General features: G+C 53.8%; 24 protein-coding genes. 4 read left to right on the forward strand and 20 right to left on the reverse strand.

Annotated features, from left to right (window positions below; translation table 11 throughout):
- Nucleotides 1–88 precede the first annotated feature (88 nt).
- From leuE to QN359_RS16440, 6 genes are all read right to left on the reverse strand, one after another.
- Nucleotides 89–760: a leucine efflux protein LeuE gene (leuE, locus tag QN359_RS16415; protein WP_322247350.1), complete on the reverse strand. Its 672-nt coding sequence runs from the start codon at nucleotides 758–760 to the stop codon at nucleotides 89–91.
- A 112-nt stretch (nucleotides 761–872) separates the two neighbouring features.
- Nucleotides 873–1619 carry an AAA family ATPase gene (locus tag QN359_RS16420; RefSeq protein ID WP_322247349.1) on the reverse strand — a complete coding sequence of 249 codons (747 nt, stop codon included), beginning with the start codon at nucleotides 1617–1619 and terminating at the stop codon, nucleotides 873–875.
- 189 nt (nucleotides 1620–1808) lie between these two features.
- On the reverse strand, nucleotides 1809–2669 hold the full coding sequence (locus tag QN359_RS16425; RefSeq protein ID WP_322247348.1) for an ABC transporter permease: 861 nt from the start codon (nucleotides 2667–2669) through the stop codon (nucleotides 1809–1811).
- A 15-nt stretch (nucleotides 2670–2684) separates the two neighbouring features.
- Nucleotides 2685–3461 (reverse strand): ABC transporter ATP-binding protein, encoded by a 777-nt coding sequence (locus QN359_RS16430; protein WP_322247347.1) that lies wholly within the window; start codon nucleotides 3459–3461, stop codon nucleotides 2685–2687.
- Nucleotides 3461–4456: an ABC transporter substrate-binding protein gene (locus QN359_RS16435; RefSeq protein ID WP_416200175.1), complete on the reverse strand. Its 996-nt coding sequence runs from the start codon at nucleotides 4454–4456 to the stop codon at nucleotides 3461–3463. Before QN359_RS16435 ends, QN359_RS16430 begins: the two co-directional genes overlap by 1 nt.
- 119 nt (nucleotides 4457–4575) lie before the next feature.
- Complete coding sequence (locus QN359_RS16440) at nucleotides 4576–5892, reverse strand: porin (protein WP_322247346.1); 1317 nt, start codon at nucleotides 5890–5892, stop codon at nucleotides 4576–4578.
- Nucleotides 5893–6086: 194 nt separating this feature from the next.
- On the opposite strand from QN359_RS16440, the gene QN359_RS16445 reads away from it, so the two are divergent.
- Both QN359_RS16445 and QN359_RS16450 read left to right on the forward strand, forming a co-directional pair.
- Nucleotides 6087–6761 (forward strand): response regulator, encoded by a 675-nt coding sequence (locus tag QN359_RS16445; RefSeq protein ID WP_322247345.1) that lies wholly within the window; start codon nucleotides 6087–6089, stop codon nucleotides 6759–6761.
- 19 nt (nucleotides 6762–6780) lie between these two features.
- Nucleotides 6781–8133 carry a sensor histidine kinase gene (locus QN359_RS16450; RefSeq protein WP_322247344.1) on the forward strand — a complete coding sequence of 451 codons (1353 nt, stop codon included), beginning with the start codon at nucleotides 6781–6783 and terminating at the stop codon, nucleotides 8131–8133.
- A gap of 16 nt (nucleotides 8134–8149) precedes the next feature.
- Here QN359_RS16450 and QN359_RS16455 read toward each other — a convergent pair whose 3' ends face one another.
- The 9 genes from QN359_RS16455 to atpD are packed head-to-tail and all read right to left on the reverse strand — an operon-like array spanning nucleotide 8150 to nucleotide 14814.
- On the reverse strand, nucleotides 8150–9019 hold the full coding sequence (locus QN359_RS16455) for a F0F1 ATP synthase subunit gamma (RefSeq protein ID WP_322247343.1): 870 nt from the start codon (nucleotides 9017–9019) through the stop codon (nucleotides 8150–8152).
- A complete protein-coding gene (locus QN359_RS16460) occupies nucleotides 9016–10575 on the reverse strand; it encodes an alternate F1F0 ATPase, F1 subunit alpha (RefSeq protein ID WP_322247342.1) in 1560 nt (519 codons plus the stop codon). The genes QN359_RS16455 and QN359_RS16460 overlap by 4 nt, the downstream gene beginning before the upstream one ends.
- A complete protein-coding gene (locus tag QN359_RS16465; protein ID WP_322247341.1) occupies nucleotides 10572–11327 on the reverse strand; it encodes a F0F1 ATP synthase subunit B in 756 nt (251 codons plus the stop codon). Before QN359_RS16465 ends, QN359_RS16460 begins: the two co-directional genes overlap by 4 nt.
- A gap of 3 nt (nucleotides 11328–11330) precedes the next feature.
- Nucleotides 11331–11612: a F0F1 ATP synthase subunit C gene (locus QN359_RS16470; protein ID WP_322247340.1), complete on the reverse strand. Its 282-nt coding sequence runs from the start codon at nucleotides 11610–11612 to the stop codon at nucleotides 11331–11333.
- A 19-nt stretch (nucleotides 11613–11631) separates the two neighbouring features.
- Complete coding sequence (locus tag QN359_RS16475) at nucleotides 11632–12318, reverse strand: F0F1 ATP synthase subunit A (protein WP_322247339.1); 687 nt, start codon at nucleotides 12316–12318, stop codon at nucleotides 11632–11634.
- Nucleotides 12308–12613, reverse strand: a complete 306-nt coding sequence (locus tag QN359_RS16480; protein ID WP_322247338.1) for an ATP synthase subunit I — start codon at nucleotides 12611–12613, stop codon at nucleotides 12308–12310. The genes QN359_RS16475 and QN359_RS16480 overlap by 11 nt, the downstream gene beginning before the upstream one ends.
- The gene (locus QN359_RS16485) at nucleotides 12606–12965 is read right to left on the reverse strand and encodes an AtpZ/AtpI family protein (RefSeq protein WP_322247337.1); all 360 of its coding nucleotides are present in this window, start codon (nucleotides 12963–12965) and stop codon (nucleotides 12606–12608) included. Before QN359_RS16485 ends, QN359_RS16480 begins: the two co-directional genes overlap by 8 nt.
- Entirely contained in the window at nucleotides 12962–13366 is a 405-nt protein-coding gene (locus QN359_RS16490) for a F0F1 ATP synthase subunit epsilon (RefSeq protein ID WP_322247336.1), read from the reverse strand. The genes QN359_RS16485 and QN359_RS16490 overlap by 4 nt, the downstream gene beginning before the upstream one ends.
- On the reverse strand, nucleotides 13363–14814 hold the full coding sequence (gene atpD, locus QN359_RS16495) for a F0F1 ATP synthase subunit beta (protein WP_322247335.1): 1452 nt from the start codon (nucleotides 14812–14814) through the stop codon (nucleotides 13363–13365). The genes QN359_RS16490 and atpD overlap by 4 nt, the downstream gene beginning before the upstream one ends.
- 219 nt (nucleotides 14815–15033) lie before the next feature.
- On the opposite strand from atpD, the gene QN359_RS16500 reads away from it, so the two are divergent.
- Nucleotides 15034–16449, forward strand: a complete 1416-nt coding sequence (locus QN359_RS16500; RefSeq protein WP_322247334.1) for an IgA Peptidase M64 — start codon at nucleotides 15034–15036, stop codon at nucleotides 16447–16449.
- Here the strand turns inward: QN359_RS16500 and QN359_RS16505 are convergent, their stop codons facing one another.
- The gene (locus tag QN359_RS16505) at nucleotides 16450–17400 is read right to left on the reverse strand and encodes a LysR family transcriptional regulator (protein ID WP_322247333.1); all 951 of its coding nucleotides are present in this window, start codon (nucleotides 17398–17400) and stop codon (nucleotides 16450–16452) included. It lies immediately after the preceding gene.
- 110 nt (nucleotides 17401–17510) lie between these two features.
- Here QN359_RS16505 and QN359_RS16510 point away from each other — a divergent pair, with 110 nt between their 5' ends.
- Nucleotides 17511–18452 (forward strand): sodium-dependent bicarbonate transport family permease, encoded by a 942-nt coding sequence (locus QN359_RS16510; protein WP_322247332.1) that lies wholly within the window; start codon nucleotides 17511–17513, stop codon nucleotides 18450–18452.
- A 290-nt stretch (nucleotides 18453–18742) separates the two neighbouring features.
- Here QN359_RS16510 and QN359_RS16515 read toward each other — a convergent pair whose 3' ends face one another.
- From QN359_RS16515 to QN359_RS16530, 4 genes are all read right to left on the reverse strand, one after another.
- Nucleotides 18743–19135, reverse strand: a complete 393-nt coding sequence (locus QN359_RS16515) for a hypothetical protein (protein WP_322247331.1) — start codon at nucleotides 19133–19135, stop codon at nucleotides 18743–18745.
- A gap of 98 nt (nucleotides 19136–19233) precedes the next feature.
- Nucleotides 19234–20448, reverse strand: coding sequence for a sialidase family protein (locus QN359_RS16520; RefSeq protein ID WP_322247330.1), 1215 nt, complete (start codon nucleotides 20446–20448; stop codon nucleotides 19234–19236).
- A gap of 8 nt (nucleotides 20449–20456) precedes the next feature.
- A complete protein-coding gene (locus tag QN359_RS16525) occupies nucleotides 20457–22850 on the reverse strand; it encodes a TonB-dependent receptor (protein ID WP_322247329.1) in 2394 nt (797 codons plus the stop codon).
- A gap of 208 nt (nucleotides 22851–23058) precedes the next feature.
- On the reverse strand, nucleotides 23059–23454 hold the full coding sequence (locus tag QN359_RS16530; RefSeq protein WP_323493341.1) for a DUF2946 domain-containing protein: 396 nt from the start codon (nucleotides 23452–23454) through the stop codon (nucleotides 23059–23061).
- Nucleotides 23455–23625: the final 171 nt, after the last annotated feature.

The raw sequence follows: 23625 nt of genomic DNA on the forward strand, positions 1-23625 counted from the left end.
AGGCAAGGAAGGCTTCGCCTTCCGAGCTATCCATCCCCGACCTGAAGAGACGGGGCTTTTCGCTCAATTCCGGTAAATACCACGCCGCTTACAACGTCGCCGTCGCCAACTTCACCCCAAAGCCGATGAACAAAGCGCCAACCCCGCCGCTCATGCCGGCCGACAGGCGACGACGGCGCCGAAATGCTGCCGCCATGCGCACACCGAGAAAAATCAGGGCGGTCAGGTAAGTGAAGCTGGTGATCTGGCAAATCAATGCTAAAAAGGCATACGACAGCAGCGGTGTAGCGAAAGCCGGATCGACAAATTGAATGAAGAAAGAAATGAAAAACAGAATCGCTTTCGGATTCATCAAACTGATCAACAAAGCCTTGGTGAACGGCTCTTCCCCGCCGCTGGCATTGACTACCTCCGCGACGGCAGCAGCAGGTGCGGCATTACGCAAGCGAGCCACGCAGCTGAGTAACATCTGTATCCCCATCCACCCGAGATAGGCGGCACCGACATACTTCACGCCGTAAAATAAATTCGGATTACTTTTGAGTAAAGAAGCCATACCGCCGGCCGATAAGAGCATCAAAATCATGTCACCCAGAAACACCCCGCAGGCTCCGCGGTAGGCTTGGCGCACACCACGTTGTGCGGCGACGCTGAGTACATAGAGAGAATTCGGGCCTGGCAACAAGACGATGAAAATCGTGCCGAGTAAAAAAGTCCAGAAATCGACGATGCCAAAGCTGTGGTGTATCAAGGTATTCATAAGAGCGCGCAACCGGGCTGTGATTAAGAAGCTTGATATCATAGCAGTGCAGCAATGATGTTGGCGAATGATGAATGCGAACCAAGGCCACTTTCTGAATAAGCTTGAATATCTATCTCTCCAGCAACACTTTCAGCATGCGCTGCGGGTCAACAAGGAAATCGCGCGTCACCAAGAAATGCTCGGTTTCTTCATAGGCAACCGGTTCGATGCCATTTTCACTGCACTGCAAGATCAAGGCCCCCGGATACGCCAGCAAAATCGGCGAATGGGTGGCGATGATGAATTGTGATTGATCGGCGATCAAATCATGCATGCGCGATAACACGGCCAATTGCCGCTGCGGCGATAAGGCCGCTTCCGGTTCGTCGAGTAAGTACAAGCCTTGGCCGCGAAAGCGCTCGGTCAGCAGCGCCAGAAACGATTCCCCATGCGATTGTTCGTGCAAAGAGCGGCCGCCATAGGCAGCGCTCAAACCGGCCCCGCCCGGACCGGCATCAAGCTCTTCGATGGCGGTGGCGACATTGAAAAAACTTTCGGCGCGCAAAAAAAACCCATCGCGCGGCCGCCGCCAACCCTTGGCCACGCGCAAACAGGTATGCAAATCAGAATGCGAAGCACGGGTGCTGAAGTTGAAATTCTTACTGCCGCCTTCGGCATTGAAACCGAGCGAAATGGCGATGGCTTCGAGCAAGGTCGATTTACCCGAACCATTTTCACCGACCAGAAAAGTCACTTCCGGATGCAAGGCAACACGATCAAAGTTGCGCAGCAGCGGCAAGTTGTATGGGTAACGATTGGCATCGTCGATTTTATCGCGCTGCAAGCGTAGTTCGCTCAGGTATTGAGAAGAAATCATGATCGTGACGAAGCGAAAAAAAAATCAGTACATGCCCACACAATGACAGCGGACTCCTGCCCTCAGTATATCTGAGCAGCGGCGAAACCACAGTGACGCTGAGGCGACAGTGCAAAGCAAAAAAAAACCGTCCAGCTTATGGCTGAACGGCATGTACTCAACAACTTTCACCAGACATCTGACAAAAAATTACATCCCCTGCTCGACAAACTGAACCGGACGCCATTTCAGCAATTTATTTTCTACCGCCGTCAACAGATACTCGGCGACCAGCGCCACCACGGCCAACACGATCATCGCAGCAAACACGCCGGCCGCATTGAACGTCCCCTGCGCCGTGGCGATCAACAAACCGATGCCATGCCGCGCACCGAGGAATTCACCGACCACAGCACCGACCAAGGCGAAGCCGAAGCTGACATGCAAGCTCGCTAAAATCCACGTCAAGGCCGAAGGAAAGACCACCGAAAAAGTCACCTGGCGTTTGCTGGCACCCAAAATATAGGCATTCGCGATCAAATTTTTATCGGCTTCGCGCACACCCTGAAAGGCATTGCCGAACACGACGAAAAACACCATCACCACCGCCAACGCAATTTTCGAACCCATGCCCAGACCAAACATGATGATGAAAATCGATCCCAATACCACCCGCGGTATTGCATTAGCGACCTTGATATAGATACTCAGCACATCGGAAGCGAGCTTGTTACGTCCCAAAGCGATGCCAAAAATAATCCCCAGCGCGCTGCCGATCAGAAAACCGAACACCGTCTCTTCCATCGTCACCAGCAGTTCACGCCATAATGGCCCCTGCGACGTACCTTCGGTAATCCACACCAGCAATTGTTCATAAATGGCCGTTGGTTGCGAGAAGAAGAATGGATCAATCCAGCCCAGATAGACCGAGCCTTCCCAGCTCGCCAATACCACCACGGCCAGCGCCAGCCGCAAAAAAATTACCAACTGGTGATGGCGCCGTGCGCGCGCGATGGCTTTCAATTCTTCGGCCCCGAATGCGGCCGGTACCGCTTGTTTTACAGTTGTCATGATGCACATCTCACTTTAAATTTGGACTTCGTCTTTAAGGTCGGTCCAAATCTGTTTGGACAAGTCGATGAATTCCTTGGTGTAGCGCGCTTCCGAAACATCGCGCGGCCGTGCCAGCGGAATTTCATAACTGCTTTTCACCGAACCAGGCCCTTTCGACAGCACCACCACCCGATCGGCCAGCGCAATCGCTTCTTCGATATCATGCGTGACAAACACCACCGAGGCTTTTTTCTCTGACCACAAGCCGAGCAATTCATCCTGCATCAGCGCGCGGGTTTGCACATCGAGCGCCGAGAACGGTTCATCCATCAGCAAAATTTTCGGTTCATTGATGAAGGTCTGAGCCAAGGCCACGCGTTTGCGCATGCCCCCCGACAATTGATGCGGATAATGGTATTCAAAACCGGACAGCCCAACCCGCCGCACCCATTCCGCCGCCATCTCATGCGCCAGCTTGGCATCAATGCCGCGAAAAATCGGTCCGATGGCGACGTTATCAATCACGTTTTTCCAAGGGAAGACGGCATCGGCCTGAAATACAAAACCGATATTCGGATCGATACCTTGTACCGGCTTGCCAAACACCTTCACCGTGCCGGACGAAGGAGGATTGAGGCCGGTGATCATGCCCAGCGTAGTCGATTTACCACAACCGGTAGGACCGACAATCGCACAAAAATCACCTTCATGCACGGTCAGGCTGAAGTCACGCAAAGCCAAGGTGACTTTACCGGCCGGACTGATGAATTTCCGGCTGACGTGGTTCATTTCAATTGCAATATTCTTCATTATTTCACTGCTTTCACAAATTCGGATGTAAAAGTATTAGCCAGATTGATAGACTTACCCTGCACTGCTTTATCAAAACCATTGAGTACTTTGAGCACGGTCGCCGGACCCGTTGGCGGCATGATGCCGTCTTCGGTAAACATCTGCTTACTGCCCTCCAGCGCATCGATATACATTTGCTTGTTCGAAGCATAGTAATCGGCCGGCATTTTCTCGGCGATCTCTTTAGCGCTATGTGTTTTGATGTAGCGCAGTGTTTTTACAAAGGCCGTGACGATTTTCTGTACCTGGTCTTTATGGCTGTTGACCCAAGCGGTAGGCATATACAGACAAGCCGCCGGATAAGCGCCACCAAGCGCCGCTTCGGTACTTTTCAGGGTACGCAAATCGACCAGAATACTGGCCGCGCCAGTCGATACCAAACGCGAAATAGTCGGCTCCGTCGTCATGCCGGCATCGATCTTGCCCTGCGTCATGGCGGCGATAAAGGTCGAGCCTGCGCCAACCGGCAAGGTGGTGAATTCACTGTTCTTGACACCTTCTTTGGCCGCCAAAAATTGGGTCAGGAAATTCGTCGAAGACCCGAGGCCAGTCACACCAACAGTTTTTCCTTTGAAATTGGCCGGCGATTTAATTTCCTTGGCGGCCGCCTTCGCTACCAGAATCACCTCACCCGGTGCCTGACTGAACTGCACGACCGATTGCACCAATTTGCCACGCGCCTGCAGATCAATCGTATGATCATAAAACCCGACCACGCCCTGAGCCGAGCCGGACAGCATTTCCGTTTCAGCATTCACACCGGCCGGTTCGCTGAGCAACTCGATGTCGAGACCGGTTTCTTTCAAATAGCCTAATTGTTCCGCCAATTTTGCAGGCAAGTAAATTTGTTTCTCCATACCGCCGACCATAATCGTGATCTTTTCAGCGGCATGTACGGTAAGGCAAGAGGCAAGCAATAACATTGCTGCAATAGGTTGAAGCGTGGTTTTCATCATAATCTCCGTTGATTTTATTTTTCGTTTGACGTCAGTATGCACTTTTTGCGACGATTTGAAAATCGCCGCAAAAAAAATGCCCTCACATCAAATGATCGTCAAACGCCTTACGAAGCTCAGAATTTGAAACGCATGCCGACTGCGTATTCATTCTGTGAAGTAAAGCCATTCGCCTGCGCTGCCAGATATTTGCCATCGGTGTTCAGACGATCAAGCGCCAGATACAATTCGGTGCGTTTGTCGAAATGGTAAAAGGCTGAGCCATACCAAGTTTTCCGTTTGCCGCTGGCAGTCGCCGTGGCCGCGCTGGTATTGCCAAAAGCATTGATCACATAACCGCTGCCATTGACTGCCGCATTCGTGGCATTCATAGTTTGCCAGCCGAGTTCATAGTCGAACTTTCCGGCAGGTGTGAATTTCGCCGAAACGGTATAGGCTTTTTCAGTACGATCTCCGAGTGCAGCCGGTTGTTCAGCTTTATACGAGACATACCCGGCATTGAAGCGGAGCAAGCCATATTGCACATTACCGCCGAGCGAGTAAGCCGTATGTGTATAACCATTGACGTTGGCCGAAGTATAAAAGCCAGCTGCATTCTTCGCGCCGCCGTTATACGCCAGCGCCACCGTTTTGCTTGACCCCGTCGTGTTATCGCCGGGCACGCCGCCGACCTGATAACCAACACCGGCGACGAACTCACCGATTTCTTTTTTCCAAACGATACCCTTGTCATAGCGCGTGCCAGTGGCACTGCCTGAGTAGAAAATAAATTGTTTGAAGTTATTGTTGTTGGTGTAACCGCCTTCCTCGAGCGTCACAGCGGCGGTGCCATACGGGTCACCGTAAATTTTCGAAAATTCGCGCGCCACGGTATTTTGCCGACCGAGCGTCAGCTTACCCAAGCTGTCGCTCTGTACACCCAACCAGGCATCGCGATTGAACAATACGCCCGGTGAGTCCATATTCCCGGTGGGCAGTTCATACTCACTCTCGAGTTTGAAAATCGCTTTCAAGCCATCGGTATCTTTCAGGCCGTGTTCGCCCTCGATGCCCCAACGGTTACCGCTGAACCAGGCCACCGACATATCGCTTTGGGTTTTTCCCGTTTTATCGGCATTGCTCTTGTTACTCATGCTCAGATCGATCAAGCCATACAGACGCACGCTGTCGTCACCATTGCGATATACCAAGCCTTCACCAGCCGGCTGCGTGACCGACTTGTTTTCCTTCGCTGCATCGGCAACTTGTTGTTGCTTAACCGTCGCTTGCTGAATTTGTTCAAGTGCAGCCATCGCCTGCTGCGCTGCTTTTTGCGCATCAGCTGCTGCTTTTTGCGCCTGCGCCAGCGCCTGCTGCAAATCTTGTACCGATTGCGCTTGCGCCGTACCGACCAAGGCACCTAAGATGGCGAGCACGATTAATTTCTGTTTCATTTCTTGTCTCCGTTTTTTATGGGCTAAGCCCGTTGAGGTGTCAGCCACGGCTTTGAACTGCCGAGTAGTGCCAACCGAAGCGACTGTAACGGGCGCGAGCCTTCAATAAGCCTTCAGTGATTTTTTTGTAGAGAAAATACGACGCTGGCAAAAAAGCGACACCAAACCACTGAAAATCCTTTAGCCTTACTCATATGAAATTACTTTTAGTCGACGATAACCGTGAATTATCCTCGTGGCTCATGCGCTTGCTCGAGCAATCCGGCTATGCCGTCGAACAAGCTTTTACCGGTGAAGAGGCGAACCATTTTCTAGTCACGCAAACTTACGATGCGATTCTGCTCGATCTGACTTTACCCGGCATCAAAGGGCAAGCGGTATTGAAGACGCTGCGCGCCAAAGATAACCAAGTACCGGTACTGATCATCAGCGCGCTCGATGCACTCACCGATGTGATAGAAAATCTCAACCTCGGTGCCGATGATTATCTGGCCAAGCCTTTCGACATACAAGAACTCGAAGCGCGTCTGCGTTCACTGTTGCGACGCGCCAGTGGCAAAGCCAATCCACTGTTGCATTGCGCCGGCTTAAGTTACGACAGCAATTCCAAGCTCTTCGCCAGCCATGGCAAAGCGCTCAATCTGCCGCCGCGTGAACACGCGGTACTCGAAGCGCTGATACGAAAAAGTGGCAAAACCGTTTCCAAGATCGATCTGACCGATGGTCTGTTCCCACTCGATGACAGCGTCACCACCCATGCCCTGGAAATTTACATTGTCAGATTACGCAAAAAACTCGAACACTCCGGTGCCCAAATTCTCACACTGCGTGGCTTAGGCTATATGCTCAGTTATGTTGCGACCGAATAAAAGCCTCAAGAGTCGCCTGATGCTATGGGTGTTCCTGCCGACCTTGCTCATCTCCCTGATCGATCTGTACTTCACCTATCAGACCACGGGTAAAATCGCCACCTTGGTCCAGCAACAACTACTCAAAGGCGCGGCAAAAATCATCGCCGAACAACTGGTGGCCAGCGATGGTGGCTATGAAATCAGCGTGCCCCCCGCAGCTTTCGAACTCTTCGCCAACCAATTCCAAGATCATGTCTACTATTCGGTGCGCAGCAAAAATGGTCGTCTGATTGCCGGCAATGAAGAGTTACCGCGCTATACACAGCCGCTGATCAACGAACAAGAAAGCTATTTCAGCACCACCTTGCGCGGTGAAGAAGTACACGTGATCGCGTATGCCACGGCCGTCACCAGTACCGCATCAAACGATTTCACCATCACCGAAGTGGCGCAGACCATGCATGGAAATCAAGCATTTCAGCGCGAATTATTTCTGATCACGATACGCCAACACTTGATACTCATTTCCATCTTATTCTTCGGCTTGCTGATCGCCTTTCGCTGGACCCTCAGACCCTTGGTGCAGTTCGGCGAAACACTGCGCGAGCGTCAGGCCGGCTCACTGGAAAAACTCGATGAAGACAAGGTGCTGGTGGAATTGCAACCGCTGATTTCAGCACTCAACGAGTATGTGGTCCGGCTCGATCAAACCCTATCGGCCTATGAACAATTCGTCGCTAATACCGCGCACCAGTTGCGCACTTCGTTTGCGATCATCACCTCGCAAATCGATTTCGGCCATCGGCATGGTCAGCGCGACGTGGATCAAGCGGAAGTACTCAAGGCCATCCGTAAAACGGTGCAACAATCAACCAAGGTAATCAATCAAATGTTGATACTGGCCGCGGTCGAACAAAAACGCCAACAAAGCGTCACGCATACAACGCATTTTGCCGCCATTATTCAAACCGCCATCGAAGAGCTCGCACCGCTGGCACAACAACGCCACATCGAGCTGGGCATCGAGACACTGGACGAACATGCCGTGCTCAATGTCCCGCAAAATCTGTTGCGAGAATTAATTTTCAATCTGCTCGACAACGCGATTACCCATATGCAGATCGCCGGTACGGTAACCGTGGCGTTGATCCATCAGGCCGATCAAGTCATACTGAGTGTCAGCGATACCGGTGTCGGTATTGCGCCGGAACAAAGAGAAAAAGTATTCGAGCGCTTTTACCGTATCGATGAAAGCAAACCTAACAGTTCCGGCCTTGGTCTGGCCATCATTGGCGAAATTTGTCTGGCCTCGGCAGCCAGCATCACGCTGGCAACGCCTGAGAGCGGCAGCGGTTTGCTGGTACGGGTGGTGTTTCCGGCGGCGCAGTGACAAGCGATCGGCATGACTACCGATGGTTCAAGGCTTCAAAACCGGCAATCAAATCGAATAATTCTTCATCGATACTGCTCTGGCGCAGTTGCTGCAGCTCGCGCGTCAAGTCACGGCTCAATTCCTCGATGTTTTTTTCCGCGCGCTGCATGGCACTGAGTCGGCTGGCGTTTTCGCTGGCCAAGGAAGCGACACAAGCGCGAAACAAGGAAACATACAAATATTCACTTACGCAAGCCCGTAAACTGAGCGCGCTCGCATTGAGCAGCGCCGGCACATTCTGCCCCGGCCATGGGCTGGCCAGTAATTCCGCGCGCCAGCTTTGATCGAGCGGCAGCAAGCGCTGCAATGTCGGCGTCGAGCTCGCATTGGTTTGCAATTGATGATAAAACAACAGCACCTCGGAAAGCTCGCCGCGCGCCCGTTGCGCTTCTATTTCAATCAGCAAAGCCGCCACTAATTCACCGACGACACTGATACCAGCCGGCAGACTGAAATACGGTGCCGCAGCCGAGTCTTGCTCCAACGAGGCGCGCAAACGCTGCCCGACCGGCCAGATGATGTGTCGGCGCGGCCAATCGCTCAAACTGCTGCGGACAAACTGCAGCATGTTTTCATTGAATTGCCCGACCAAACCCTGATCCGAACCGAATACAACCACGCAGGTACTGCCGGCGCGATCTGCGTGCGCTACGGACTTCGCCTCGGCGCGCAAACACACACTCAGTCCGCTCCGCACTGTCGCATAGTAGGCATCGAGCGATTGCAAAGCCGTTTCGTACTGAGTGATGCTGGCAGCCGCCATCGCCTTCATGGTGCGGACCACCGACTTGAGATCGCCGGCACTGGCCAGCTTTCTTTGTAACACCACCTGGCTGTCGCTCATGGCGCGGCGTCCGTGCCCAAGCTGGCGGCGCTCGACCACACTTGCAATGCCGTTTTGGCGCACAGCAGCAGGGCATCGCGATCGGCCGCTTCGAAGCGCTTAGCCGAGTCCAGCGCAAGGACAATACCCGCATCCAAAGCACGTGCCGCCCGACGTACCGCCTGTTCGGCAGCCGGCATATCAGACAAAACCACGTTGTCAAACCAGCCTTCGCTCAAGGCCAGCAGCACACAGATCTGTTCCACCACAGACAAAGGATCGAGTTCGCTTTGCTTCAAGCATGCGCGAATCCGCCGACCATGTTCAATCACGGCCGCGGTCTTTTCATCGAGGCGGGCACCGAAGCGAGCGAAACTTTCCAATTCTTCAAACTGCGCATACGCGAGCTTCAGATCGCCGGCCACCGCGCGATACGCGGCGCGCTGCGCCTTGCCACCGACTCGCGATACCGACTGACCAACATCGACGGCCGGCAGCACGCCGAGTTCGAATAAACTGGGCGACAAATATATTTGTCCATCAGTAATCGAAATCAAATTGGTCGGAATATACGCCGACAAATTCTGTGCTTCGGTTTCGATCACCGGCAAGGCCGTCAGCGAACCGCCGCCGCGTGCCGCACTCAGATGGGTAGCACGCTCGAGCAGACGCGAGTGCAGGTAAAAAATATCCCCGGGAAAGGCTTCGCGCCCAGGTGGCCGACGCAACAGCAAAGACAACTCGCGGTAGGCACGCGCATGCTCGGTCAAATCATCATAGACGATGAGCACATCGCGACCGGCTTCCATAAAATACTCGGCAATACTGGTAGCCGCATAGGGTGCGATATAACTCAAACCGGCGGCATCGCTGCCTTGTGTCACCACTACCACCGTATACGCGAGCGCACCATGAGCACGCAGCGCAGCGATGCTTTTGGCCAGCGCGGCACCGCGCTGAGCGATGGCACAATACACGCAAATCACGTTTTCGTCACGCTGATTCAAAATCGCATCAAGCGCCAAGGCGGTCTTACCGGTCTTACGGTCGCCCAGTATCAATTCACGCTGACCACGCCCGATCGGAATCAAGGCATCCACCACTTTCATACCGGTCTTCAGCGGCACCGTCACCGCCGCGCGTTCCATAATCGGGGTAGCCGGACGTTCGATCGGCAAGCGCGCGCTGTAATTCAGCGGGCCGAGGCCATCAAGCGCCGCCCCAAGCGGATCAATCACACGACCGAGCAAACCCTCACCCACGCCGACATCCATGACACGACCACTACGGCGTACTTCATCGCCGGCCTTCAGCTGACTATAATCACCGAGCAAGACAACACCAACTTCCTGCTCATCGAGATTGAATGCAATGCCGTACAAACCATCGGGAAATTCCAGAATTTCATCGGCACCGACGCCAGGCAAACCGCTCACCACCGCAATGCCGGTGGAAACTCGCACAATACGACCGGTTTCAGACACTGCTGCCTGCCACTTGAAGCTTTGCCGATCCAAGCTCAGCGCATCCAATGCACGTAGACCTACAGACTGCAGACCAGGAGCGCGCGCACTCATGGCTGCGCCGTCGTATGCGCGTTAAGCCCATCGAGATAGGCCGCCACACTCCAGGCCAGCTTACGACCGTTGAGCGTTAATTCCAAACCACCGACCAACTCGCTGGCGACATCGAACACCAGCTCAGCCTGCGGCGACAGTTGGGTATGCACCGCCTCAGTGATCATGGCCTGTTGTGCCGGACTAAGCGAGGTGGCGCTGCGCAGCCACGCCTGCGGTGCGCCGCCATGCGGACTCACCGCCGCTGTAAGTAGGGTGCGTGTAGCCGCATCAAGCTGCTGCAAATGGGCGATGAAGGCAAGAACATATGCTTGCTCCAAATTAATACCACACAGATCGGCCAGAGTCTGGCGCGCGGTCGCCACCACTTCCTGACGAATTTGCGCCAGCAAGGCAAGCGCGGCGCGGCGGCGCTCTTCCTCTAATGCCAGCTGGGCTTGTCGCCGAATTTGTTCAGCCGTGCTGCGGGCCGTGCTGACAATTTCCGCCGCTGCCGCCTGCGCCGTGGTGCTGGCTTCCTGCAGTAAGCGCTGCTGTTGTTCCAGCAAAGCTTGATGCTGCTGCTGATACAGCAGCAATTCCGCTTGCGCCGCGGCCTTGTTTTCAGCCGCCGCCGCCAACTGTTTGGCGATCAGCGTTTCGCGCGCATCGATCGCCGCCAAAATGGGGCGATACAAAAAACGTTTCAGCAGGTAGAGCAAAACCAGAAAATTCAGAACTTGCGCCAGCACGGTAAACCAATCGATCAGCATGGTTTATTTTCCCGCTGCCTGAGTCAGCGCATGATTCCAAAACGGATTGGCAAAAATCAGAATCATCGACACCACAAAACAATAAATCGCGGTCGACTCAATCATCGCCAAACCGACAAACAAGGTGCGCGTGATGATGGCGGCGGCATCGGGTTGCTGGGCGATGGCATTGAGTGCCATCGCCACGGCTTTCCCTTCTGCCAGAGCCGGACCGAGGCAACCGAAACTGGTGGTCATGCCGGCGATGAGAATCGAGGCGACGGCGATGATGGTCATGCTATCCATAAGAGCTTCCTTAGTTGTATCAAACAGTCGATGCCGTGGCGGTCGGCGGCGTGCTGGCAGCGGCAATATAAACCGTCGCCAGGATGAAAAAAATATAGGCCTGCACCAAACCGGTCAGCAAGCCGAGCGCAGTCATCAGCACCGGAAACAACAGCGGCGTGATCGCCAGCAGTATCGCCAGAATCATCGCCCCGCTCATCATATTGCCAAACAAACGCACCGCCAGCGCCAGCGTGCGTGAGACTTCACTGATCAAATTGAAGGGCAACATCAGCGCGGTCGGTTCCAGATAGGTTTTCAGATAGCCGCCCCAACCCTGCTCACGTATTCCGAACATCGGCACCGCGATCAGCACGCACAAAGCCAGCGCCGTGGTAGTCGACAGCGAAGCCGTGGGCGGTTCAAAACCCGGCAAGCTGCTCGACAAGGTAGATGTGGCGACAAACAAAAACAAGCTGCCGAGAAAATCGAGGTAGCGCCGCGGTGCCGCCAAACCGACTTCGCTGATCTGTACCAATAATTCGCCCACCAGTATTTCCAACATATTTTGCCAACGACTGCGTGCCAAACCATGCGACAGGCGCGCCGTGATACAGCGCGCCGCCAGCACCAACACCAGCATCAATAGCCAGGTATAGACGATGGTGGCATTGAGTTTGAAAAAACCGGACTGCCAAAATATAATTTCATCGGGACTAAGTCGCATGGTCGGGCTCCGAAGACCGCTTCGCGCGCAAGGTATAGCGAGAAAACACCACGCGCATAACAATAAAACCCAGCACGCCTGCCAGCATACGCTGCCACTGCCCATCGGCGATCAGATACAAGCCCAGCAGCGTCACCGCGGTACGCAACAGAAAGCTGCCGGCCAAGCACCAGCCGGCATCGGCACGCTGAAGACCATGCTGTAAGGTCCACCACAAGCCGCCGTAAAAAAACAGACCCAGCGCGGCACCGGCCAGTCCGAGGAAAAACCAAGTCAGATAGCTGGCATCAATCATCGTGCGGCTCCGGTGCGGTTGCGGGTGGTGCTGGCATAGCGCGTTGTTCGCGATCGAGCCAGCGCCAGGCATTGAAACAGCCGAGCATCAGCCCGGCTACCAGTAAAGCCAAAGTCCACGAACGCTCACCCGGCCAAGTACGATCGAGCCAACTGCCCAGCGCCGTACCTAACAAAGTTGGTAATACTACCGACCAACCGATCAAGCCCATACTGCCCAGACCGGCCCATAAACCGGGCGTGCGCAGCCGCCGCGCCGCCAGTGTGCGCTGCACTTTCGCGTCGACCTGTTGTACATACTGTTGCGCAGCTGAGTCGCGCCGCGCCTTATCTCGACTGACAGGGGGCTTCATAAGCGCGTCAATCGATGTAAAAAACTGTTTTCCAATTTCATCATGACTGTCCGTAAATGCTGTTCATCTTCATCGAGCCGCCGAAAATCCTGCTGCACTGCTTGCTGCAATTGATGCAGATCGCGACTCTGCAGTGCGCGTCGCACCGAAACACGTATCTCAGAACCGCATTTCACCAGCACGCCGGCATCGACGGCGACAAACACTTCCCCCTCCTCGGCAGTCTGGTAGGTCAACATGCCGGCACACAGCGCCGCGACACAATCGCGCCGCTGCGGCAAAATGCCGAAACTGCCCTCGATAGTCTCAACCACCATGCGCAGCACTCCGCTCACACTGAGCAATACGTGAGTCGGCAACAAGACTGTCAACTGCATGCTGATTGGTGTGATGCTCGTCATGCCGACAGCGCAGCGCCAGGCGCGGCGGCCATCAGTTTGGCCTTGGCATAGGCTTCATCAACCCGCCCTATCATGTACAAGGCCGCCTCAGGCAGGGCTTGAAATTCATCCGCCAAAATACGCTCACAACCATCGAGTGCGTCAGCCAAGCTGACTAATTTTCCGGCTTGATTAGTAAATTGTTCGGTGGTAAAAAATGCCTGCGTGAGAAAGCGTTCCAGCCGCCGGGCGCGACCAACTACCGCGCGGTCTTCCACCGACAATTGCTCGAGCCCGAGCATGGCGATGATGTCTTTGAGTTCGGCGTATTGCGCCAAGCTGCGGCGGATCTCTTGGGCGACGCGATAATGACGTTCGCCGACGATGCCGGGCGTCGCCATTTTAGAACTCGATTGCAAAGCGTCGATGGCCGGATAAAAGCCTTCGCTGGCGCGTTTGCGCGACAACACAATGGAGGCTGACAAATGCGAAAAAGTATGCACTGCCGCCGGATCGGTAAAATCATCGGCCGGCACATACACCGCCTGAATCGAGGTGATCGCGCCTTGCGCCGTATTGGCAATACGCTCCTCGATGCCCGCCAGTTCACTGCCCATAGTCGGTTGGTAACCTAGCCGTGAAGGCATTTGTCCCATGAGCCCGGAAACTTCCGAACCGGCCTGAATAAAGCGAAAAATGTTATCGACCAATAACAGCACATCGCGCTGCTCATCGTCACGAAAATATTCAGCCATCGTCAGCGCTGCATGCGCCACCCGAAAGCGCGCGCCAGGCGGCTCATTCATCTGACAGAACAGCATCACCATCGCCGGTAACACCCCGGCTTGTTCCATATCGCGATACAACTCTTCGCCTTCGCGTGAACGCTCACCGATGCCGCAGAAAATACTCACGCCCTCATGATGGCCGAGCATATTGTGTATCATTTCGCTCAGCAACACCGTCTTGCCCACACCGGCACCACCGAACAAACCGGCTTTACCGCCGCGCTCCAGCGGTACCAACACATCAATGGCCTTGATGCCGGTTTCAAAAATCTCTGAACTGGTTGAACGTTGGGCCAGCGCCGGTGCCGCCCTATGTACCGAACGCCATTCGACCTCGCTCAATGCCGGGCCACGATCGATGGGTGTGCCGAACACGTCGAACATGCGGGACAAAATTTGTTTACCAACCGGCGCAGTCAAGGGCGCGCCCGTATTGATAACGCTCATGCCGCGCGCCAAACCCTGCGTCGAGGTCAAGGCAATCGCCCGCACCACATGGGCCTCATGGTGTGCCAATACTTCCATACGCACACGCCCACTATCGGCCGTGAGTAAATGATGAATTGCCGGCAGTGCAGCCTCGAAATGTACATCGACCACGCTGCCACGCACGGCCACCACGCTGCCGCTGCTTATTTCAGACCTTATTTCACTACTTATTTCGCTGTCGGTTTCCTGCATTCTTGCTCCTTGCGTAACAATCAGGCACAGCTGTGCTGAAAAATATGCTGTTCCCATACTAACGCCCATAAAACAGCCATGCCAAGCTGCTTACACATTCATTGATACAGATCAGAAACACAGTAAATAGCGAGCACTACGCAGCAAACGATTACAATAAGCAGCACCGCCCGCTAGGGCAGCGGCATTATTCATACTGATTTTGCGAAGTGAGTCTCGATGAAACGGCTGTTCCCCCATAGTTTGCTGCTGCTCTTACTGAGCCTGAGCTGCCTGTCCCACGCGGCGCAGAGCCCGGCTACCGTACGCGTCGACTACATGCATAGTGGCAACGCTGACAGCGAGCACTACGCGCTCGAACGTGTGCTGATCGAGCCCTTACCATGGCCAGGCAATCTGCAACAAGCACAAGACACCAGCAATCGCGGCAACAATTTGCTCGAAGTGCGCGCCAAAAGCGATGGCAAATTACTGTATTCACGTGGCTTTTCCAGCATCTTCGGAGAATGGCGCAGCACCGCCGAAGCCGGCACCATCAGTCGCGGATTTCAAGAGTCACTGCGCTTTCCCAAACCCGAGCAAGCGGTAGAAATCAGTGTCCTCAAGCGTGATGCCAACAATGCCTTCGTGCCAGCTTGGCGCATCGATATCGATACCGACGCACCCGACGTGATTCGCAAACCAAGCCCGCTACCGGCCAACGCGACCCTGATCCCGATTCAGATCAGCGGCGCAGCGCCGGACAAAGTCGATCTGCTGATCCTCGGCGATGGCTACACCGCAGCGGAAATGGGTAAATTCGAAGCCGATGCGCGCCGCTTGAGTACGCATTTATTTCAAGTCTCGCCCTTCAAAGAACGCGCACAAGACTTCAATGTCCGTGCTCTGGCCCTGCCCACTCCGGAATCCGGTATATCGCGCCCCTCGACCGGCATCTACCATGCCTCGCCATTGGGAAGCAGTTATGATATTTTCGGCAGCGAACGCTATATCCTGACCACCGACAACCGTGCTTTGCGCGACCTGGCTCAATATGCACCATATGAATTCATCGAAATTCTGGTGAATAACGACACCTATGGCGGCGGCGGTATTTTCGGTCAATTCAGCACCGCCGCAGCCTCCAATGATTGGTCCAATTATTTATTCGTGCACGAATTCGGCCACCATTTTGCCGGTCTCGCCGATGAGTACTACACCTCCCCATCGGTCTATCTGCCCAGCGCTGAACGGCAGGAACCCTGGGAACCGAATGCCACGGCAGTCACCGAGCGCAGCAAACTGAAATGGCGCAGCCACGTCAGTGGCGCTACCCCGGTACCAACGCCATGGCCGAAACAAGCCTATGATGAGCACGCCAAAAACTACCAGATCGAGCGCGCGGCACTGCGCGCCGCCAACCGCCCGGAAGCGGAAATGAACGCCCTGTTCCGCAAAGATTTACAGTTCAGCAATGCTTTGTTCGCCAGCTCGGCACAGCGTCATGCCGTTGGTGCATTCGAAGGGGCCAACTACGAATCGCATGCTTACTACCGACCACAAATGCAGTGCATCATGTTCGATCGCAGCGATGCGTTCTGTGATGTCTGTCGTGACGCCATCAGCCTTATCATCGATCTCTACAGCCGCCCCTGATCAAGCGAAATGCTCGGCCAGCGCATCGATATCGGCCGCCACCCAATCAGCTTGTACACAGTCAATCAAGTGCGCGGCCATAAAGCGAATCAACTGCATAGTCGCAGCAGACAAGCGGCGATCTTTGCGACTGACCAAATACCAATTGCTCTCCAAGGGAAAGCCTTTCACATTCAAAGTCAGCACTTGCTCGCGTCCTTCTTGCAAAGTGTGGGCAGAAATGACCGACAAGCCTAAGCCGGAAGCGGTGCTCAAGCGTATCGCTTCATTACTCTCAATCTGCATGGTGTTGGTCAACTCTATGCCTTGCGCACTCAACCAAGCTTCAAACATCATGCGCGTAGCAGAACCGGGCTCGCGCATTAAAAATCGTTCATGCCGCAATTGTGAAAAATCGAGCGCACTCTGTTGTGCCGCCCAGTGATCAAGCGGGGCAATCAGTTGCAAGGGATTTTTCAAAATACGCGCCGCCTGTACCGACTGACCACTGGGCGGGTGACTGAAGACATACAAATCATCTTCCTGCTTGGCGAAACGCTCCAGAATATGTGCGCGGTTACCGATATGCAGAGTAACATTCACTTGCGGGAAATGGCGATAAAACGCCCCTAAAATACGCGGCATCACATACTTTGCGGTGGTCACAATGCCTATCGTGATATGGCCGCTGCTGCCGCCGCGCGCATGTTCGAGAAATTCATTGAAATCACCGAAACGTATCAAGACATCACAGGCCGCGCTGTATAACTCGGCACCGATATGGCTCAAGACCATACGCCCCTCGCGTGTTTCAAACAGCGGGTCATGCACCGCTTCACGCAGCTTTTTCAACTGCAGCGAAACGGTAGGCTGAGTCAAATGCAGCTCACGCGCCGCCGCCGAAATCGTGCCCGAACGGACCAACTGCACATACACCTGCAACAAGCGAAAACTGAGATGGCGAATATTCATAGAACGGCTTTCATATAGATGATCATCTATGCTACGTAACGAGATAATTTATTATTCAATATAGCTTAATCTAGTCATAATCGCACTCATATTCACACAGAGGAAGATTCATGCCCGATATCATCATCGCGTTTTTTGCTTTAGGTTTGCTGGCCGGTTTGTTGAAATCCGATTTAAAAGTGCCGCAATCGGTCTATCAAACCCTGACAATTTTATTAATGCTCGTCTTGGGCCTCGAGGGTGGCGTGGCCTTGCATGGAAAATTTGAGTTCTCGATGCTACCTAGCTTAGCTGGCGTCGCCGTAGCAGGCTTCCTCATTCCACTGCTCTGCTACCCTATCCTACGCCGCGCTATCGGCCTCAACCCAGCCAATGCCGCCAGTATCGCCGCCCACTACGGCTCGGTCAGTGCCGGCACCTTTGCGGTCGCCTTAACCATGGCCAAAGCCGGCGGCTTGACGCTCAAGCCCGAAACCACGCTGTACCTGGTCATGTTGGAATTGCCAGCGATAATCAGCGCGATCTGCTTATACAATAAGTTAAGCGGATCAACGCAGGGGCAAGGCAGCGGCACGATCTTGCGCGAAGCACTGACCAGCAGCAGCGTGCTCTTACTCGGTGGTGGTGTGGTGATCGGCTATCTGTACGGACCGCTAGGTTTGGGGCCACTGGAACCCGTCTTACTCAATGGTTACAAAAGCATGCTCGCCTTGTTTTTACTGGAAATGGGACTGTGTACCGCCAAGGCCTGCTCACCCTTACCATGGCAGCATGCACGCTTGATGCTGTTCGCTGCCGTCGCACCGTTTGCCTTGGCCGGCCTCGGCATCGCCATCGCCATCGCCCTCAACCTGCCAGCCGGGAGCGCCTTCGTACTGACCTGCTTGATCGCCAGTGCCTCCTACATTGCCGCACCAGCCGCCATTCAAACCGCGATCCCGCAAGCCGATATCGGGCTGGCGATGTTAGCCGCCTTAGGCATTACTTTCCCCATCAATATTTTCATCGGCCTACCGATGTATATGCAGTGGGTGCGGCATTTCATTCATTGAACAACTTAATGGATCGTCGCAAAAGGGTATTAAGTCGGTATCATTACCCCAACCGGTAGCCACGTCATTCCTGCGCGCTTTTGGCAGGAACCCAGCGGCGTTCGTGGTTAACTGAAAATCCCAGATATGATCGTGTTTTCAGTGCTGAAAACGACGCTGGGTTCCCGCCAAAAGCATGCGGGAATGACGAGGCTGCGGCATGCGGGAATGACGAGGTATGCGGTGTTTCAGATGTAAAAAAGCGTCCATCAGGCTTTTGCGACAGCCTCTGAAGGCCGGGGTTTTTAACCCTAGTCAGATTTTTGATGAAAGAATTGATTAATTTCGGCAGCGTCGATCACCCCTGACACAGCAGTTCTTTTGCCATGCGCATCGAACCAATAACTACGCGGCATTTCTCCGTGCCATGTCGGATCCACGGAGAAACGCAGCCGCTCCGGCGCTTCCTCTCCGAAAGCCCAGGCCTTACTGCTCAAGCCGTAGCTCTGCAATTTTTGTTTCATCAGTTGGAGATTTTGCGGATCGAGTAAAGAATCCGTGCCGATGCTCAGCACGCGCACATTTTTGTTGGTCTTTTTGCTCTTTCCCAGAGCCGCCAAACTTGCTTGGCAAAACTCGCAATCGAGTGACCACAGCACCAAAACAAACGGTTTGCCCTTCTGATTATGAATCAAACTATCCATACTCTCGGATGTGAATTCCCGCATCTCAGCGGCTTGCACCGGCATAGTCATTACGCATACGGCCAAGAACAAGCCGCGCATCACTTTGACTGCATTGTTCATTTACTGCTCCCTACAGGAATAATACGCAAACCTTCATTTTGGGTGCGCCAGACCAGGACAAGGCCCTTGGGGCCAGTGAGTAAATGCGGCTGATCCGAATTACCCGAAGTTTGCGCGATATCGAGCTCTTCCCAAGTACTGCCGGCATCCTTCGATACTTTACCGAGTATCGTACTGGCCTTACCGTCAAATTGTTTCCACACCAAAGTGACGGTCTTGCCCTGCACCTGCACCTCGGCATGCTCGGCTTGGGCATTGCCCAATTTGATAGGCGTACCGAGCTCTGCTTGGGCATTGGTCGAAGCGTAAAACACGCCACCTTCGTCGTTCTTCACATTGAACCAGGTTTGGTAACGCCGCCCCTCCGCATCAAATGCGATGGCAGGACCATGATGCGGGCAAGCATCAACACGCCAGGCCTCGAAACTAGTCCGTAGCAAGTCAGAATGACTGCCATCGACATGCAATTCACTGAGCGCGTGATCACGCTCGTTCGGTTCAAACACATGACGCCACATAGCGATCGGCCGGCCGGCCGGATTGAGTGCCAATGCGATGCGACAACACTCACAGCTGTGCGCGGCCAGCAGGTAGTCGGCGTGAAAACTGCCACCTTGATCGGTCGACACCGTGTAGTAAATCGCCGCACCGGTGTAGGCTTGTTGCCGCGCTTTGGCGGCAATCGCATCGCGCTTATCTATCCATGCGATGAAGATACGCCCGGCTGTATCGACGATCATCGATTCAAAGCGGTGGGTGATTTCATCGCGGTTAGCATGCACCGTCACGGGGGCAGAAAAGCTGACGCCCCCGTCGAGCGAACGCACGAAGCGGATTTCACCGGTATACGGTTTGGCCAGTGGCTTCGTGTAGGCAATATACATTTCACCTTGCGGCCCGAATGCCAGCTTCGGCCGATTTTCGCCATCGGCAGAAATCGCTTCCGGCGTGGCTTGAGCCCGTACTGGCGCGGACCAAGTCTGACCCATATCGAGCGACGATTGCAGGACCACATACGCCGCCTTGCCATCAGCAGCCGCTTCTTTACTGGCGACCCATAACTTGCCCTGCGCATCCCAGGCCGCCGACGTGCCCAGTTCTGCTTTAGCGTGTTTTTGCTTACTGTGATCCATCTGCGCACTGGCCTGTAGCGGCCATTGCGCAGACAAGAGCAGCAGGCTGCTCAGAAAAAAATGAAGGAAAAGTTTCATGATCAAGCTCAATAATCAAACTTCATGCTGACAAAGAAAGTACGCTGCGGATACGGATTAGGATTGACGTAGTATTTCTCACTGCCGATATTATTCACCCCGATCGCACCAGTCCATTGACGCGTCAATTGATACACCAGCTTGGCATCAAATACACTGTACTGACTGACCGCGCCGTAGACATCCGGGTTCACATCATTGTATTGCTTGCTCACGGTGTTGAACAAGGCATTGTGCTGATGTCCGCTGTAACGATAACTCAAACTACCAGAGAGTCGGTCCGACACATGATAGGTCGCAACCATCGTGGCACGCCATGCCGGTATGCGCGGCTGATCGGTGTCCACCAGTCCCGGGTTACGACTGTTGGCAACGATGGTGGAATGGGTGTAAGTCAGGCTAGCGTTGAAGTCCAAACCATTGAGCACAACATCATTCACATTCAATACCGTCTCAAGACCGTAAGTACGTACTTTATCAACATTTTGAATACTCGAGATATTCGGGATCACCGTGGTATCTGATTGCGAAATCAAGGCATCGCGCTTATCTTCATAAAACACCGAAGTACGCAAGCTGCCTTTTTTCAGCAAGACTTCGGCGACCAGTTCTGCCGAACGCACATCCTCCGGTTTCAGGTTAGGATCATTTTGCTTGACGTTATTGGGCAGACTGATGACTTGAAAGATTTCGGCCACGGTTGGATAACGTAGGCCGCGCCCGAACGAAGCGCGGTACGCCCAGTTTTTATTGGGCTGATAGGCAACCGATAGCTTAGGCGAAAAATCGGTGCTGCGACGAGTGGCATAATTCAATTGTTGATACGCCGTGGCATTGGCGGCATTGAAGTTACTGCCGTCCGATGCCTGCCATTGTTCCAGACGGCCGCCGAACACGGTTTTCCACTCCGGTGTCAGTTGCCAGGCATCTTGCAGATACAGGGCCTGCGTTTGCGTTTTGCCATACGAATTGGAAGATGGAGTGGCCGCCAAATTACTGCTCAACCAATCATTGAGTACATTCGTGGTCACCGATTTCAATACATAACGATCGGCATGATAGCCAAAGCTGAGCCGATGCGCGCTCTTCACATCACCACCGGGTCGATACTCCGCGCGTAAATCCAAAGTAGTCCAACCAGTGCCATCGCCGGTCGTGATGCTGCCGCCCGGTCTGGTCGTGTCCAAGCCGGAATCATAGACACTGCCATTATTAGCAGCGGTACGCGAATTGTCTTTGCGTTCATTGTAGGAACTCAGTACCGCCTCCCAGTCCCACGCACCATTGGTATGACTGGCCAGTGAGAGTCCTTGCATGTAATGTTCGCTCTCACTGTAGCCAGGTGAGGTTCCGGCCAAAGTATAGTAATTGCTGTCGCCGGCAAACTTCACATAGCGGCCTGCCCCGCTGCTGCTGGTATTAAAAACAGCACGGCCATTACTATCACGTAAATAACTGTTCACATAAGTCGTCGACTTGTTTTCCCACATTCCCAAGGTATAGCTGGCCCGTAATTCCGGCGTGATATCGTAAGCCAGTTTAAGTTTAGCAATATCTTGGATCGTCGCGTCCGCACCGATCGCGCTGGTAACAATACGGCCGTTACCGCTGGTATCGATATCGCGGATTGCGCCACTGACCGTGGTAAATGCCGGCGTACCGGTGAGGCTGGCTTTGCTCGCCGCACCGAAAGTTTGCGGTTGACTGGTATTGTCGAGATGATCGACATTCAGCAGCCAAGACCAGTTATCGGATTTACTGCCTAACGCTACGCTGCCATGCGTGCCATGAAATTCCTGATCTGTCCCGTAGAGTTTGAAGCGCTGTCCGAACACATCGAGTTTGATGTGTGCCTCAAAACGATCGGGCATGTGGGTAGACAATAACACGACGCCGCCGGCAGAATTACCGGGGTACAGGGCCGAAAAGGGGCCATACAAAACATCGATACGCTCGATCTCTTCGGGCGCAACCATGCCCCAGCGCGGTGCCGTGGCATAACTGTTATTGAGAAAATTCGACAGCAGCAAGTTATCCGCGTACACAACGGTCTGGGCGCTTGAAATGGAACTATTGACGCGCATGACCAAAATTCCATTGCGGTCGCCGATATAGCGTTCGCGAACATGGGTACTTGGCAGATAGTTGAGCGTTTCAGCCGTGGTGATCGCATTGATCGTCTCGGCAATCTGTTTGGCATTGATCGATTCGCGGGTGTTCGACGTCGCGGTCGGTTGCGTGACTTTATTACTTTGTACCAGTACTTGCTGGATTTGCTCGCTGCTAGCGTCGGCTGCCAACGGTGCCCCAGTTTCTGCCGCATAGGCGATGGCAGATTGCGAGAACGCGGCAAGGAGAGCAATGCGTAGCTGGCGTTTAGTAAAATTTTTGTTTTGTTGCATGATGAACTCTGGTATTTCCCGGTCATAGCGGGAAGAAATCAAATCAGTATCGCTGTGCCAATTAAGATTGGCACAGCTGACACGAAACAGTGCCGCCATGGTCGTCAGCGTGTGTTTGACTCATTGAAAATAGCGTGCCTGATCAAGCGACGTGTTTCTACATGATCATTCAAGACGCATTCAAGACTATATGGCAGTGCGAGATTTTTTATACCAGACGGGGTGGCGCACGTGACTGGATGGAAGTCCAGACAAATAAAGGCGATGGAGAGCGATAGAACAGTCTTGGAACATGCAACTGCTGAACAACGACAGGTATGCTCAACAACTGCATTGGTGGCAGAGCGAATGACGCAGCACTGGTAAAACAATACGCGCAGTGCTCACCATGTTTGCCCTGATCGGATAAGGGCGCAGTTTTTCCCGCCACTGCGACATCCGCTTTGACCACGGGACTGAGCTTGCTGCTGCAAATTTCCAACCAACCCGCTGCGCCATTATTGGCAGCGAGTGCCGCTGAAATTGATGGCATGAAAAGCGTGAGCAAGATCGCAAAGCATGCGAGCAAAGCTGTATATCGTTGGGAAAGCGAGCGCGGTTTCATCTGCAAATTATAACATTTTGCACAACGGCAACGATACGACAGGCGATCGATTTTGTTTAATAACAACGCTCAGGCGATGACGCTCAGGTCTGGTGCACGCCACAAACCGTTTGCGCAAAAGCAAAACCCCCGCTCTCACAAGAGAACGGGGGCATGCAGAATAGAAGCCTG

The sequence above is a fragment of the Undibacterium sp. 5I2 genome, from assembly GCF_035019605.1.
In the GTDB taxonomy this organism is placed as follows: domain Bacteria; phylum Pseudomonadota; class Gammaproteobacteria; order Burkholderiales; family Burkholderiaceae_D; genus Undibacterium.